This window comes from Corynebacterium hesseae (genome assembly GCF_037850265.1).
In the GTDB taxonomy this organism is placed as follows: Bacteria; Actinomycetota; Actinomycetes; order Mycobacteriales; family Mycobacteriaceae; genus Corynebacterium; species Corynebacterium hesseae.
Window position 1 is genome coordinate 1,311,372 of record NZ_CP137211.1, and the last position, 15,532, is coordinate 1,326,903.

13 protein-coding genes are annotated in these 15,532 nt (G+C 61.8%); all 13 read left to right on the forward strand.

The genetic code is table 11. The annotated features are described in order from the left end of the window. Window positions 1-47 precede the first annotated feature (47 nt). Window positions 48-638 carry a bifunctional pyr operon transcriptional regulator/uracil phosphoribosyltransferase PyrR gene (gene pyrR, locus R3O64_RS06120; RefSeq protein ID WP_070532978.1) on the forward strand — a complete coding sequence of 197 codons (591 nt, stop codon included), beginning with the start codon at window positions 48-50 and terminating at the stop codon, window positions 636-638. Beyond that, window positions 639-1,610: an aspartate carbamoyltransferase catalytic subunit gene (locus tag R3O64_RS06125; protein WP_143335038.1), complete on the forward strand. Its 972-nt coding sequence runs from the start codon at window positions 639-641 to the stop codon at window positions 1,608-1,610. Between the two features lie 44 nt (window positions 1,611-1,654). Next, window positions 1,655-3,013: a dihydroorotase gene (locus R3O64_RS06130; protein WP_339017507.1), complete on the forward strand. Its 1,359-nt coding sequence runs from the start codon at window positions 1,655-1,657 to the stop codon at window positions 3,011-3,013. Window positions 3,014-3,116: 103 nt separating this feature from the next. Next, a complete protein-coding gene (gene carA, locus R3O64_RS06135; RefSeq protein ID WP_070524331.1) occupies window positions 3,117-4,280 on the forward strand; it encodes a glutamine-hydrolyzing carbamoyl-phosphate synthase small subunit in 1,164 nt (387 codons plus the stop codon). Window positions 4,281-4,310: 30 nt separating this feature from the next. Then, a complete protein-coding gene (gene carB, locus R3O64_RS06140) occupies window positions 4,311-7,652 on the forward strand; it encodes a carbamoyl-phosphate synthase large subunit (protein ID WP_339017508.1) in 3,342 nt (1,113 codons plus the stop codon). Continuing rightward, window positions 7,636-8,484 (forward strand): orotidine-5'-phosphate decarboxylase, encoded by an 849-nt coding sequence (gene pyrF, locus R3O64_RS06145; protein WP_070524326.1) that lies wholly within the window; start codon window positions 7,636-7,638, stop codon window positions 8,482-8,484. Before carB ends, pyrF begins: the two co-directional genes overlap by 17 nt. 270 nt (window positions 8,485-8,754) lie before the next feature. Beyond that, window positions 8,755-9,075, forward strand: coding sequence for an integration host factor, actinobacterial type (gene mihF / locus R3O64_RS06150; protein ID WP_010186801.1), 321 nt, complete (start codon window positions 8,755-8,757; stop codon window positions 9,073-9,075). A gap of 8 nt (window positions 9,076-9,083) precedes the next feature. Further along, entirely contained in the window at window positions 9,084-9,653 is a 570-nt protein-coding gene (gene gmk / locus R3O64_RS06155) for a guanylate kinase (RefSeq protein WP_339017509.1), read from the forward strand. A gap of 38 nt (window positions 9,654-9,691) precedes the next feature. Next, complete coding sequence (gene rpoZ, locus R3O64_RS06160) at window positions 9,692-9,994, forward strand: DNA-directed RNA polymerase subunit omega (RefSeq protein WP_070524322.1); 303 nt, start codon at window positions 9,692-9,694, stop codon at window positions 9,992-9,994. A 214-nt stretch (window positions 9,995-10,208) separates the two neighbouring features. After that, the gene (gene coaBC / locus R3O64_RS06165; RefSeq protein WP_070564661.1) at window positions 10,209-11,429 is read left to right on the forward strand and encodes a bifunctional phosphopantothenoylcysteine decarboxylase/phosphopantothenate--cysteine ligase CoaBC; all 1,221 of its coding nucleotides are present in this window, start codon (window positions 10,209-10,211) and stop codon (window positions 11,427-11,429) included. A gap of 115 nt (window positions 11,430-11,544) precedes the next feature. After that, a complete protein-coding gene (metK, locus tag R3O64_RS06170) occupies window positions 11,545-12,768 on the forward strand; it encodes a methionine adenosyltransferase (protein WP_339017510.1) in 1,224 nt (407 codons plus the stop codon). A gap of 11 nt (window positions 12,769-12,779) precedes the next feature. Next, complete coding sequence (locus R3O64_RS06175) at window positions 12,780-14,822, forward strand: primosomal protein N' (RefSeq protein WP_339017511.1); 2,043 nt, start codon at window positions 12,780-12,782, stop codon at window positions 14,820-14,822. 152 nt (window positions 14,823-14,974) lie between these two features. Next, complete coding sequence (gene def, locus R3O64_RS06180; protein ID WP_070564421.1) at window positions 14,975-15,484, forward strand: peptide deformylase; 510 nt, start codon at window positions 14,975-14,977, stop codon at window positions 15,482-15,484. Window positions 15,485-15,532 lie beyond the last annotated feature (48 nt).

Below are 15,532 nucleotides of genomic sequence, written 5' to 3' on the forward strand. Positions count from 1 at the left end.
CCGACATCCTTTAAAGACCGCACCGTGAGGCGGGGAAGGAGGTCACGATGAGTGAAACCGGCACCCACGCGGAGTCCAACGAGCTGCTGAGCTCGAAAGACGTCGCGCGTACTGTCGCACGCATCGCGCACCAGATCATTGAGAAAACGGCGCTTGATTCGAGTGAATCTCCTCGAGTCCTGCTCTTAGGCATTCCCTCTGGTGGCGTGCCTTTGGCGCAGCGCCTTGCCGAAAAGATTGAGGAATTCTCCGGGGTGGAGGTTCCCTGGGGCTCCCTTGACATCACGTTGTACCGCGACGATCTATATGCCCGCCCGCACCGGGCATTGCAGCCCACCACAGTCCCAGCCGGTGGTATCAACGGCGCCACGGTCATCCTTGTTGATGATGTGCTGTATTCCGGCCGCACCATCCGCGCTGCGTTAGATGCCCTGGCAGATATCGGGCGCCCCGACATCATCCAACTTGCCGTCCTCGTGGACCGCGGACACCGCCAGGTTCCCATCCGTGCTGATTACGTGGGCAAGAACATCCCCACCGCACGCGACGAGGACGTCACCGTATACAACGCCGACATCGATGGCCGGGACGCCGTCGTTCTTACCCGCTTCACTGCACAGCCCGGCAAGGAGGCATAAATGAAGCACCTCATCAATATCGCCGACCACAGCGCCGAGGAAATCCTTGGGCTCATGGATGAGGCCGACCGTTTCCGGGAAGCCTTGGACGGCCGCGAAGTCAAGAAGCTGCCGACCCTGCGCGGGCGAACCGTGTTTACGTTGTTCTATGAGAACTCCACCCGTACTCGTTCCTCCTTTGAAACGGCGGGAAAGTGGATGTCGGCGGATGTCATCAACCTGTCTGCCTCGACTTCCTCGGTGAAGAAGGGCGAGTCCCTCAAGGACACTGGGCTGACGCTGACCTCCATCGGCGCCGATGCCATCATCATCCGCCATCCTTCCTCCGGCGCGGCGCAGCAGCTGGCCGGTTGGGTAGCACCGAGAGGACAGGGACCGAGCGTGATTAACGCCGGCGATGGTGCCCACCAGCACCCCACGCAGGCGCTTCTCGACGCCGTCACGATGCGCCAGCGGCTACACCTTGGTACGGATCGCTCCGCCTCTGGCACCGGCTTCGAGGGCCTGAACGTCACCATCGTCGGTGACTGCCTGCACTCCCGCGTCGTGCGCTCCAACGTGGACCTGCTGTCGACGTTGGGCGCTGAGGTTACGCTTGTCGCTCCGCCGACGCTGCTGCCCTTTGGCGTCGACACCTGGCCGGTACGCGTCTCCCATGACTTCGACTCCGAGGTGGCCAAGGCTGATGTCGTCATGATGCTGCGCGTCCAAGCAGAGCGTATGAACGGCGGCTTCTTCCCCTCGCACCGCGAGTATGCAGCTCTTTACGGGATGTCCAAGGACCGCGCTGCTGCCATGAAGAAGGACGCCATCATCATGCACCCGGGCCCCATGGTCCGCGGCATGGAAATCAACTATGCGGTGGCTGACTATGACAACACCGCAGTGCTCCAGCAGGTCCACAACGGTGTCCACGTGCGCATGGCCACCCTCTTTACGCTGCTCACCAACGGCGAGAACGCCGGTATCTAAAACGAGTTATCTCATAAAACAACGAGGAGAGCTTTTCAGAAACCATGACTAATTATCCAGACACCGGCGTGCTCTCTGCTCCTGCGGCGGGCACCTTGCTCATCACCAATGTTCGCCCCTATGGGGAAGGGGAACCCACTAACATCCTGATCAAGGATGGCTTCATCGAGGCGATCGGTGCCGCCGATATCACCCCAGCGGAAGGCGTCGACCGCACCATCGACGGGGGCGGCAACGTGCTGCTGCCGGGCCTGGTGGACATGCACGTCCACCTGCGTGAGCCAGGCCGCGAGGACACCGAGACCATCGAGACCGGTTCGCGGGCCGCCGCCAAGGGCGGGTTTACTGCCGTGTTCACCATGGCGAATACCTCCCCGGTCACGGACCAGCCGATCATCGCGGAGTCCGTTTGGGCCAAGGGCCAGGCACGCGGTTTGTGCGACGTCCATCCGGTTGGCTCCATCACGAAGGGCTTGGAGGGTAAAACGCTGACCGAGTTCGGCATGATGGCCCGCTCGGATGCCAAGGTGCGCATGTTCTCCGACGACGGCAAGTGTGTTCAAGACCCGCAGCTCATGCGCCGTGCCTTGGAATACGCCAAGGGGCTCGACGTCCTGCTGGCCCAGCACGCAGAGGATCACCGTATGACCGAAGGCGCGAGTGCCCATGAGGGCGAGGTTGCCGCCCGCCTGGGTCTGCGCGGCTGGCCGCGCGTGGCTGAGGAATCGATCGTGGCGCGCGACGCACTGCTCGCGCGTGACTACGGCAACCGCATGCACATCTGCCACGCTTCGACGAAGGGCACAGTCGAGCTGCTCAAGTGGGCTAAGGAGCAGGGGATTCCGCTGACCGCTGAGGTGACCCCGCACCACCTGCTGCTGACCGATGACAAGCTGGTGACCTATGACGGCGTCTTCCGCGTCAACCCGCCGCTGCGCGAGGAATTCGACACCCTGGTCCTGCGCCAGGCATTGCTCGACGGGCTTATCGACGTCGTGGCAACGGACCACGCCCCGCACGGCAGCGAAGACAAGTGTGTCGAATTCGAGCACGCCAAGCCGGGCATGTTGGGACTTGAAACCTCCCTGGCGGTCATCGCCAAGCTCTTTGTCGCCACCGGTCTGGCGGATTGGCGCTTCGTTGCTCGCGTCATGTCGGAGCGTCCGGCGGAGATTACCCGCCTGCCCGGCCATGGTCGCCCGATTGCGGTAGGCGAGCCGGCCAACCTCACCATCGTTGATCCGGAACATGAGTGGGTATCAGATTCCACCCGCCTGGCCTCGAAGTCGGAGAACAACCCCTATGAGGGGGAGGAGTTTGGCGCGCGCGTTACCTACACCATCCTGCGCGGCGCGGTGACCTATGACCTCTCTGCTGAAAGTGGTGACGAGGCAGACGAATAATCGGGATAATCGAGAGTCAGAGTTGCTCAACCCGAGTACCCAACGCTCATAGCCAACACAACCAACCCTTCACCGACAAAATCACTGAAAGGTTTAACGCACAGTGACTTCCACTAGCACCACTCCCGCCATCCTGGTCCTCGCCGATGGCCGTACTTTCCGTGGCTTCGGCTTCGGCGCCACGGGCACAACCCTGGGCGAGGCCGTCTTTACTACCGCCATGACTGGCTACCAAGAGACCATGACTGACCCGTCTTATCACCGTCAGATCGTGGTTGCCTCCGCGCCCCAGATTGGTAATACGGGCTGGAACGATGAGGACAGCGAGTCCCACGGCGACCAGATTTGGGTTGCCGGCCTTGTTATCCGTGACCTTGCCCGCCGTGTTTCCAACTGGCGCGCCGCCCGGTCCCTGCCGGAGGAGATGGAGAAGCAGGGAATCATCGGCATCGGCGGAATTGATACCCGTACCCTGGTGCGTCACCTGCGTAACCACGGTTCCATCAAGGCCGGTATCTTCTCCGGCGAGGCAGCTGAGCGGGACGTCGAGGAGCTCATCGCTGAGGTCAAGAATCAGCCATCCATGGCAGGTCTTGACCTGTCCGAAGAAGTCTCGACCGATGAGGTCTACACCTTCCCAGCTGTAGGGGAGAAGCGCTTCACCGTCGTGGCCTATGACATGGGTGTGAAGACCGCAACCCCGAAGAATTTTGCCGAGCGCGGCATCGAGACCATCGTGGTTCCAGCCAACACCCCCTTCGAGAAGATCAAGCAGTACAACCCGGATGGCGTGTTTGTCTCCAACGGTCCGGGCGACCCGGCTACCGCTGACACCATGGTGGGCATCGTGCGCGATATCCTTGCTGCCAAGTACCCCTTCTTTGGCATCTGCTTTGGCAACCAAATCCTCGGCCGCGCGCTGGGTATGGACACCTACAAGCTGAAGTTCGGCCACCGCGGCATCAACGTCCCGGTGCGCAACCAGCTCACCGGCAAGATCGACATCACCTCCCAGAACCACGGCTTCGCCCTGGCCAGCCCATCCGGCAAGGAGAACCCGGCGGGCGAGGAGTTCGATACTGACTTCGGCCCGGCAGTTGTGTCCCACACCTGCCTCAACGACAACACCATCGAGGGCGTAGCGCTCAAGAACGGCATGGCCTACTCCGTGCAGTACCACCCCGAGTCCGCCGCCGGCCCGCACGATGCTAACCCGCTCTTTGACCAGTTCATCGAGCTCATGACTGAGAAGTCCCCGAACAAGTAGAACGCAACCAGGAAGAGGAAGAAGAAACTAATGCCAAAGCGCAACGACATCAATCACGTCCTGGTTATCGGCTCCGGCCCGATTGTTATTGGCCAGGCCTGCGAGTTCGACTACTCCGGCACCCAGGCCTGCCGCGTGCTCAAGGAAGAGGGGCTGCGCGTAACGCTGGTCAACTCCAACCCGGCAACGATTATGACCGACCCGGAGTTCGCAGACCACACCTACGTGGAACCCATCGAACCCGAGTTCATCGAGAAGATCTTCCAGAAGGAAAAAGAAGAGGGCAATCCTATCGACGCCGTCCTGGCAACCCTCGGTGGCCAGACCGCCCTCAACGCCGCTGTACAGCTGGACCGCCTGGGCATTTTGAAGAAGTACGATATCGAGCTCATCGGTGCCGATATCGACGCCATCGAGCGCGGCGAGGACCGCCAGAAGTTCAAGGACATCGTGGCCTCCATCGGTGGTGAATCCGCACGCTCCCGCGTGTGCCACACCATGGATGAGGTTCACGAGACCGTCGCCGAGCTCGGCCTCCCGGTTGTCGTGCGCCCGTCCTTCACTATGGGCGGTCTGGGCTCTGGCTTGGCCTTCAACGAGGAGGACCTCGACCGTATTGCCGGCGGCGGCCTGGCCGCCTCGCCGGAAGCGAACGTCCTCATCGAGGAGTCCATCCTGGGCTGGAAGGAGTTCGAGCTTGAGCTCATGCGCGATGGCGACGATAACGTCGTGGTCATCGCTTCCATCGAGAACGTCGACGCCCTTGGCGTCCACACCGGTGACTCCGTCACCGTGGCCCCGGCCTTGACCTTGACTGACCGCGAGTACCAGAAGATGCGCGACCAAGGCATCGCCATCATCCGCGAGGTCGGCGTCGACACCGGCGGCTGCAATATCCAGTTCGCTGTGAACCCGGATGACGGCCGGATCATCACCATCGAGATGAACCCGCGCGTGTCCCGCTCTTCGGCACTGGCTTCCAAGGCCACCGGCTTCCCGATTGCCAAGCTGGCTGCCAAGCTGGCTATCGGCTACACCCTGGATGAGGTGCGCAACGACATCACCGGCGTGACCCCGGCCGCCTTCGAGCCGACGCTGGACTACGTCATTGTCAAGGCTCCGCGCTTTGCCTTCGAGAAGTTCCCGGGCGCTGATGACACCCTGACCACCACGATGAAGTCTGTGGGCGAGGCAATGGGCATTGGCCGCAACTACATCTCCGGCCTCAACAAGGTCATGCGCTCGCTGGAGGGCAAGCCTTCTGGTTTCTGGACCAAGCCGGATGAGTATTTCGCCGGTGAGCGCGCCACCGACCTCGACGCCGTGCTCAAGGATCTAGAGCGCCCGACCGAGGGCCGTATGTACGACATCGAGCTGGCGCTGCGTTTGGGTGCTACCGTTGAGCAGCTCCACGAGCACTCCCACTTGGACCGGTGGTTCTTGGCGGAGCTCGAAGCACTCGTGCAGTTCCGCGAGGAGCTCGAGAACGCCCCAGTGCTCGACGCGCAGTTGTTGCGCCGCGCCAAGGTCTTTGGCCTCTCAGATGCCCAGATTGCCGCGCTTCGCCCGGAGTTCGCCGGTGAGGATGGCGTGCGTTCCCTGCGCTGGTCCCTGGGTATTCGCCCGGTCTACAAGACCGTTGATACCTGTGCGGGCGAGTTCGAGGCTCAAACCCCTTACCACTACAGCACCTACGAGATGGATCCGAACGCGGAATCCGAGGTTCGAGCCAGCTCCGAAAAGACCAAGGGCAAGGTCATCATCTTGGGCTCCGGCCCGAACCGCATCGGTCAAGGCATCGAGTTTGACTACTCCTGCGTGCATGCCGCATTGGAGCTCTCCCGCGAGGGCTATGAGACGGTCATGGTTAACTGCAACCCGGAGACAGTATCGACGGACTACGACACTGCAGACCGCCTCTACTTCGAGCCCTTGACCTTCGAAGATGTCATGGAGGTCTACCACGCAGAGGCCGCCTGTGGTGAGGTAGCCGGTGTCATCGTCCAGCTGGGCGGGCAGACTCCGTTGGGCTTGGCCGAGCGCCTGACGGCCGCGGGTGTTCCGGTCGTCGGTACCTCTGCCGCCGCCATCGACCTGGCGGAAGACCGCGGCGAGTTCGGTAAGGTGCTTGCCGCTGCCGAGCTTCCAGCACCGGACTTCGGCACCGCTACCTCCTTCGATGAGGCCCGCGAGGTCGCCGCGAGCATCGGCTACCCAGTGCTGGTCCGCCCGTCCTACGTGCTGGGCGGCCGCGGCATGGAGATTGTCTATGACGAAGACTCCCTGCGTGACTACATCGAGCGCGCCACCGAGATCACCTCGGATCACCCGGTGTTGGTGGACCGCTTCCTCGACAACGCTATCGAGATCGACGTCGACGCGCTGTGCGACGGCGAGGAGGTCTACCTCGGCGGAGTCATGGAGCACATCGAGGAGGCGGGTATCCACTCCGGCGACTCCTCCTGCGCCTTGCCACCGATGACGCTCGGCCCGGAGGATATTGAAAAGGTGCGGGAGTCGACGCGTCGTCTAGCGCACGGTATCGGCGTCAAGGGCCTGATGAATGTCCAGTACGCTCTCAAGGACGACACCCTCTACGTCATTGAGGCCAACCCGCGCGCGTCCCGCACGGTGCCGTTCGTGTCCAAGGCCACCGGTGTGCCGATGGCTAAGGCCGCAGCGCGCGTCATGCTCGGCGCGTCCATCGCGCAGCTCAAGGATGAGGGAATCATCCCGTCCACCTATGACGGCGGCTCCCTGCCCATTGAGCACCCGATTGCGGTTAAGGAAGCCGTGCTGCCGTTCAACCGCTTCCGCCGCCCGGACGGTCAGCTGCTTGACACGCTGCTCTCCCCGGAGATGAAGTCCACCGGTGAGGTCATGGGCTTGGCCGACAACTTCGGCGCAGCTTATGCCAAGGGTGAGATGGCCGCCTTCGGCGAGCTGCCGACGGAGGGCACGGTCTTCGTGTCCGTGGCCAACCGCGACAAGCGCACGCTGATCTTCCCGATTCAGCGCCTGGCCTACATGGGCTACACCATCGTCGCCACGGCAGGCACCGCGCAGATGCTGCGTCGCAATGGCGTGGAGTGCGAGGTGGCAGTCAAGGTCTCCGAGGCTGAGGAGGGACAAGAGTCCATCGTCGACGCCATCCTGGCAGGCAAGGTCGACCTCATCCTCAACACCCCGGCCGGTTCCGCCGGTGCACGCCACGACGGCTATGACATTCGCGCCGCGGCAGTATCCGTCGGGGTTCCGCTGGTGACGACCGTCCAGGGCGTTACCGCGGCGGTGCAGGGCATCGAGGCGCTGCGCCAGGGCGATCTTAAGGTACGCGCGCTGCAGGAGCTCAAGCATGACCCAGTCAACTAATGCTGCACCTACCTTTGGCGATCGCCTTGTCGCCGCGGGTAGGCAACGAGGGCGTCTGTGCGTAGGTATTGACCCACACCCACACCTCCTGGAGGCGTGGGGCCTGTCAGTCGATGTCGACGGACTGCGCACCTTCAGTATGCGTTGCGTAGAGGCATTCGCCGATACGGCAGCTGTAGTCAAACCGCAAGTGGCGTTCTTTGAGCGCTGTGGTTCGCGCGGTTTCGCCGTCCTCGAAGAGGTCCTGGCGGCGCTGCGCGAGCAAGGCTGCCTGAGTCTGGCCGATGCTAAACGCGGCGATATCGGCTCCACCATGGCAGGTTATGCCGAGGCCTGGCTGGGGGAGGACTCGCCGTTGCGCGCGGACGCGGTGACGGTATCGCCTTACCTCGGTGTGGGAGCGTTGAGTCCTGTCTTCGATATTGCGGAAAAGACCCGTGCTGGTGTCTTCGTCCTTGCGGCGACCTCCAACCCGGAGGCCGTAGCGTTGCAATCGCTGAGCGTCGATGGCCGCAGCGTCGCGCAGCGCGTCGTTGATGAACTCGGACAGCGCAATGTCGCGGCAATGGCCACGGATGACGCTGTGGGAGCGCTCGGAGTGGTTGTCGGTGCGACACTCGACGCGCCGCCGGTATTAGACCTTTTACATGGTCCGGTTCTTCTTCCGGGCGTGGGCGCGCAGGGCGCGACTCCAGCTGATGTTAGGCAACTCACCTCCGCGGCACCCGAGCTGGGCTTTGCCAACGTCTCTCGAGCCATCCTTTCGGCAGGTCCAGACGTTGCTGACCTGCGCAAAGCCGTAATTGATACGGCTGCTGAATTCCGAGACTAAAGAGCTCGGTCTCAAACGGCGCGCTGGATTAACAGGCGCGCCGTTTACCTGGTATTTTGTTTAAGGCATGTGCGTTGACGTGCAGGAACCTTTAGTAGAAAGGGGCCGGGTTACGTCATCGCGTACAGACCAGTGCTAGGATTGCCAGAAGTCGGTTCGCGGCGGTAGCAAAAGCTACCCCGCGCTGGGGAAATCTTCCCACCGTGAGCCGAGATTCTGGTGTTAGCCATCAGATGACAATGTTCGTACTAATGAAATCGGAGGAAACCCGTGGCCCTTCCCAAGTTGACAGATGAGCAGCGCAAAGAAGCTCTCGCAAAGGCCGCTGAGGCTCGCAAGGCTCGCGCTGAGCTCAAGGCTGCGCTGAAGCGCGGCGAGACCAACCTGCAGGAAGTTCTGGAGAAGGCCGAGACCGATGAGATCATCGGTAAGACCAAGGTCTCCGCGCTTCTCGAGGCTCTGCCGAAGGTTGGCAAGGTCAAGGCTAAGGAAATCATGGAGGACCTGGAGATTGCTCAGACCCGCCGCCTGCGTGGCCTGGGTGACCGTCAGCGCCGCGCCCTGCTCGAGCGTTTCGGCTACGGCGAGTAATTAGCGCAATGGCTGACGAAACTGCACGCGGGCGCCTGGTCGTTCTGGCCGGGCCGTCCGCTGTGGGTAAGTCCACTGTGGTTTCGCGCCTGCGCGATAATGTAGACAACCTTTACTTCAGCGTCTCGATGACGACGCGCCAACCCCGCCCCGGCGAGTCTGATGGGGTGGACTACTTCTTTGTCTCCCCGGAGGCTTTCCAGGAACACATAGACGCCGGAGACATGCTCGAATGGGCAGAGATCCACGGTGGTTTGCAGCGTTCTGGTACGCCGGCTCAACCCGTTAGGGAAGCGATGTTGGCTGGTCACCCAGTGTTGGTGGAGGTTGATCTTGCAGGCGCCCGCAACGTGAAGGCGGCGATGCCGGAGGCGGAAACCGTGTTTCTGGCCCCACCGTCCTGGGAGGTTTTGGTGGAGCGCCTGACTGGGCGCGGTACCGAGCCACAGGATGTGATTGACCGCCGTTTGCACACCGCAGAAACGGAACTTGCCGCGCAAAAAGAGTTCGACCACATCGTTGTCAATGACAATCTCGATGAGGCCGTTGCTGCAATTAGTGCTATCCTGCGTGGATAGACCACGATTTTGACCATCTACCAACAGTAAAGGTGCATGTGACCAACGTGACCACACCTGCCAATTCTGAGGCCGCAAAGCCGGAGCCAGTATTCGATCCGCCGACGGGTATCACTGACCCGCCTATCGATGAGCTGCTGGGCAAGGTCTCGTCTAAGTACGCCCTGGTGATCTTCGCCGCTAAGCGCGCACGTCAGATCAACAGCTACTACAAGGAACAGGACGAAGGCGTCTTCGAGTTCGTCGGACCGCTGGTGACCCCGGAGCCGGGCGAGAAGCCGCTGTCCATCGCACTGCGCGAGATCGACGCCGGCCTGCTGGACCACGAGGAAGGCAACTAGTCTTTGCCCCGTGAAGGCAGCAGCCTAACGCGTATTCCGAAATAGACCCACCCTAGTGTCGCTTGAGGCGCTTGGGTGGGTTTGTTGTGTCTTGGGTACTATCGTCCGAGTGAAGGATGTACAGCAAACCCCAGATAGTCCAGAGAGCAGCACTGCCTCGGCTCCCGCAGAGGCGGCTTCATCGGGTGCAGGCGGAACCACGCAGCCGCGTCGCATCCTTGTTGGCGTGGCCGGCGGAATCGCAGCCTATAAAGCGTGTCATTTGATTCGGGACTTCACTGAGCACGGCGATGATGTCCGCGTGATTCCTACAGAAGCCGCGTTAAATTTCGTCGGTGCAGCCACCTTCGAGGCGCTGTCGGGGCATCCGGTCTCGACTACCGTTTTCGATGCTGTTGATGAGGTGCAGCATGTCGCGCTGGGGCAGCAGGCCGATGCCGTCGTCATCGCCCCAGCTACCGCTGACTTGATCGCTCGGCTGGCTTGTGGCCGCGCCGATGATCTGCTGAGCGCCTCTGTGCTGGTTGCTACGTGTCCTGTCATCATTGCCCCAGCTATGCACACGGAGATGTGGCTCAATCCCGCGACGCAAGACAACGTGGCGACATTGCGTCGTCGCGGCGTTATCGTGATGGAACCGGCCCATGGGCGGCTCACCGGAGTTGATTCCGGTGCAGGCCGCTTGCCGGAACCGGGGCAGATAGCGGAGTTTGCCCGCACAATTATTGCTGGCCACCGTGTGGATCATGATTGGCAGGGGCTCAAGGTCGTGATCTCTGCCGGGGGGACGCAGGAGAACCTAGATCCGGTGCGGTACCTGGGCAATCGTTCCTCTGGTCGCCAGGGCTTTGCCTTAGGAGAAGTAGCCGCGCAGCGCGGTGCAGATGTAACTATCGTTGCCGGCAATACTGACGCGCTTCCGATTCCATCAGGCGCCTCCGTTGTGCGGGTGACTTCCACTCGCGATATGCACAAGGCAATGAACGCTGAAGCAGCGGATGCGGATATCGTCATCATGGCTGCAGCTGTTTCAGACTATCGGCCGGCTTCCGTCGCGGACTCCAAGATGAAGAAGGGGGCCGCTGACGAGGACTTAGCTCATCTCGAGTTGGTGGAGAACCCAGATATCCTCAAGGGGTTGGTGGAACGCCGCGAGAATGGGGACTTGAAGCGCGATGCCATCATCGTCGGTTTTGCAGCGGAGACCGGGGATGCACACACGAGCGTGCTCGAGTACGCCCAGCAAAAATTCGTGAAGAAGGGGTGCGATGTACTCATGGCCAACGAGGTTGGGGAGGGCAAGGTCTTCGGACAGCCAACGAGTGCAGGGTGGATCCTTCGGAAGGGTGCTGATCCGGTGGAGGTTGAACCGGGATCGAAGCAGGTTGTAGCTGCCCAGATACTTAACGTGGTGAATGAAATTCTGGAAAGGTAGCGCTCGTTCTTGCAGCTGTAGACCGCTTGGTCTACGATGGGGCGGTGTTATTAGCCGGGACGTGGGATAGGCGCTGCCTTGCCCACGGCGCGCAGAACTAGTTTAAGGAAGATTTGTGACTGAAACAGCTGTTCAGGCGGTACGTCTTTTTACCAGCGAATCCGTGACAGAAGGTCACCCGGATAAGATTTGTGACGCTATCTCGGACGCCATTCTTGACGCCCTTCTTAAGGAAGACCCAAACGCACACGTCGCCGTGGAGACTCTTGTCACCACGGGCCAAGTTCACGTCGTGGGTGAGGTGCGCACCTCCGGGTATGTGGAGATCCCGCAGATTGTACGCAAGACCCTCGTGGAGATCGGGTTTACTTCCTCCGACGTGGGATTTGACGGCCACACCTGCGGAGTCAACGTAGCGATTGGTGAGCAATCCCAAGAGATTGGCGCCGGAGTGGACGCCTCAACCGAGGTTCGCTCGGGCCAGTTTGAGGACGACGATCAATATGGCGCTGGCGACCAGGGCCTCATGTTCGGCTACGCAACGAATGAGACTCCAGAATTCATGCCGCTGCCGATCTCTACGGCACACCACCTTTCGCGTCGCCTCACCCAGGTCCGCAAGGAAGGCATCGTTCCTTCCCTGCGCCCAGATGGCAAGACCCAGGTCACCTTTGCATATGACGAGAACGATGTGCCGACTCGCTTAGAGACGATTGTCATCTCCACCCAGCATGATCCGGTTGTGACCCAGGACTGGCTCGCGGAACAGCTTCGTACCCATGTAGTCGAGTGGGTCGTCAACGATGCGGACCTGAGCAAGTACTACACCGACGACACCGAGCTACTCATCAACCCCTCTGGTTCCTTCATTCTTGGCGGGCCAATGGGTGATGCAGGCCTGACTGGGCGCAAGATCATCGTCGATACCTACGGCGGCATGGCCCGCCACGGTGGCGGTGCCTTCTCCGGCAAGGACCCGAGCAAGGTGGACCGCTCAGCCGCCTACGCTATGCGTTGGGTAGCTAAGAACATCGTGGCCGCCGGTCTGGCCGACCGCGCCGAAGTGCAGGTTGCATACGCTATTGGTCGCGCGAAGCCGGTTGGTCTCTATGTCGAGACCTTCGGCACTGCTCAAGCCGGTTTGAGCGATGCCGACATTCAGGCTGCGGTGGACAAGGTTTTTGATCTGCGCCCCGCCGCCATTATCCGCGAGCTCAACCTGCAGCGCCCGATCTACCGTCAAACCGCGGCCTACGGTCACTTTGGCCGCACCGATGTTGACCTTCCGTGGGAGGACACCTCGCGGGCTGTCGACTTGCGCCGCGCCGCCGGCCTGTAGAATCGGGCGCTATGCCCAAGAAGACACCCGCCGCCCAGCAACCGGTCGCGCGGGTGTTGCCTTTGTTGGGGGTAGCGCACCTGGACCGCGAATTCGACTACCTCATCGATGAATCGGATTCGCAGGCCGCCCAGCCAGGCGTACGCGTGCGCATTCGCTTCAATGGCCGGCTGGTCGACGCCATCCTGCTCTCCCGCGCCAGCGATTCCGACTTCGCTGGATCGCTTCGCTATATCGATCGCGTGATTTCCCCCTTTGCGGTGTACTCGCCGGAAATGTCGGCGCTCATCGAATCCCTTGCAGCCCGTTATGGCGGCGTGCGCTCCGATATCATCCGCGCCGCCATCCCGGCGCGGCATGCCAAGGCTGAGGAAGCGGATGTCGATACACCGTGGGAAGAATTAGGTACAGCGGAGCACCCGGATCTCTCTGCGTGGTCCGGGTACCAGCATGGCGAGTCCTTCGTGGACTCGGTGCTGTCGGGCCATATTGCGCGTGCAGCATGGCAGATAGCGCCGGGGGAGGATTGGGCAAGCGCGCTGGCAGCGCTGGGCACCAGTGTGGCGCTCCAAGGCGGCGGCGTGCTCATGGTCGTACCGGACCAGAAGGACCTGGATCAGCTCGAGGAGGCCTTTCGCCGCCACGTCTCTGCCAAACAAATCACGGTGCTCGCGCACAGCACCGGCCCCCAGGCACGCTATCGCCGCTATCTATCGGCGTTGACGGGTCAAGCCCGAATCGTCATCGGGACGCGCTCCGCCGCCTTCGCCCCGGTCAAGGGCCTCCAATTGGCCGTCTTGCTCAACGATGGCGACGATAGCTTGGTTGACAACCTCAAGCCCTATGTTCACTCCAGGGAAGTGCTGAGCACACGCTCCGCGCAGGAAGGTTGCAGCCTTATCCTCGCCGGCCACGCCCGCACCGCGGAGACCCAACTACTCGTTGAATCGGGGTGGGCCCACGATCTTCTACCCGCCGCGAACACACTGGAAGATAGGCGCCCCGAAATCGTTGCGGTGGGTGCGTATGGCGTCAACGTGGCCCGCCATATGCGGGGAGGCACGACGTCGGTAAGCGGCCCCGCCTTCCAAGCCACGCGCGCAGCCCTCGACCGGGGCGAGCCCGTCCTTGTTCAAGTCCCGCGCAAGGGCTATGCCCCAATCCTCGCCTGTGGGCAGTGTGCATCTCCTGCACGGTGTCGTCATTGCAACGGTCCCTTAGGTCTGCCTTGCGCTCGCGGCTCGAAGCACGAGTCGACCGATTCTGCGGCGCTGCCCACGTGTCGGTGGTGCGGGCGCGTTGACGCGCATTACCGCTGTTCGGAGTGCGGCTCACCGCGGTTGCGCGCCATCGTGTTGGGCTCCGAGCGCACCGCAGAAGAGATGGGCCGGGCCTTTCCCAATACACGCGTGATTCAATCCGGTGGATCCACCGTCGTAGATGAAATCCCAGACGCGCCCGCGCTCGTCATCGCGACACCCGGCGCGGAGCCGCGCGTAGCGAAAGGCGGGATGTACGGGGCTGCGCTCCTTGTGGAAACCGGGGCGTTGCTCGGCCGCCAGGATCTGCGCGCCACGGAGGACACATTGGCCACATGGGCCGCGGCGGCCACCCTCGTTGCGCCAGCCAAGGAGGGTGGTGTCGTTATCGTCGCCGCTGATGAACAGCTGCCGCTTGTGGATTTCTTTAGCCGGTGGGACATGGTGGGCGCCGCGGCGGCCGAGTTGCAGGCGCGCCGCGAGGTTCGCTTTCCGCCCGCGGTGCATATGGCGGCGATCGACGGGGCGGACGCCTCCCTCGATGCCTTCCTGGAGCTAGCGGAACTGCCGGAGCATGCGGAGCTTCTCGGGCCCGTACCGTTGCCGCCTGGCGTGAGCTTGCCGGGTGAATACGATCATGAGCGCGGCGGCGAACCACAGCGTCTGCTAATTCGAACCCCGCTGGGCCCGAGGTCCCTGCTGGGCCAGGCCTTGCGCACAGCCAATTCCTTGCGCAGCGCTCGCAAGGATGTTTTGCCTCTGCGTATCGCCGTGGATCCGATAAACATCGGTTAACGCTGCGCTCCTTTCCACCCCTGTCGAGCGCCTCCCGCGGAAGGTGAACTATTCTCGGTGCAGGAGCGCGGAGGGCCCTGGGCAGGCAAGGAATGCCAAGGCCGACAACCCCCGCACGACGTGCCACACCGTCAACCACGAGGAGTACCACTATGACCGTGCGAGAGGTTCGTCTCTACGGCGACCCGGTCCTCACCACCAGAGCTGAGGAAATCACCGAGTTCGGGCCATCACTGGAACGCTTGGCTCAGGACATGCTGGAGACAATGGAAGCCGCAGGGGGAGTAGGTTTAGCGGCCAACCAAATCGGTGTGACCAAACGCATCTTTGTCTTCGATTGCTCGCATTATCAGCATGGTTTGCGCGGTGCCGTCATTAACCCGGTATGGGAAGCGGTAGGCCAGGACATGCAGTTGGGGACCGAAGGTTGCTTGTCCATCCCCGGCATTTCTCAGCCCACTGAACGCTTTTCTACCGTACTTCTGCGCGGATTCGACCCACACGGCCGCCCGATATCCATGCTTGCCTCTGGGCTGATGGCGCGTTGTATCCAACACGAGACGGACCACTTGGATGGGATCTTATTCTTGCAGCGTCTGAGCGATGAACTGCGTAAGGACTCTATGAAAACCATCCGCCAATCGGAGTGGTTCAACACATAGCCGTAGCCCTGCTTAATCAGCAGTACAGCAGATTCATTTTTGAACATT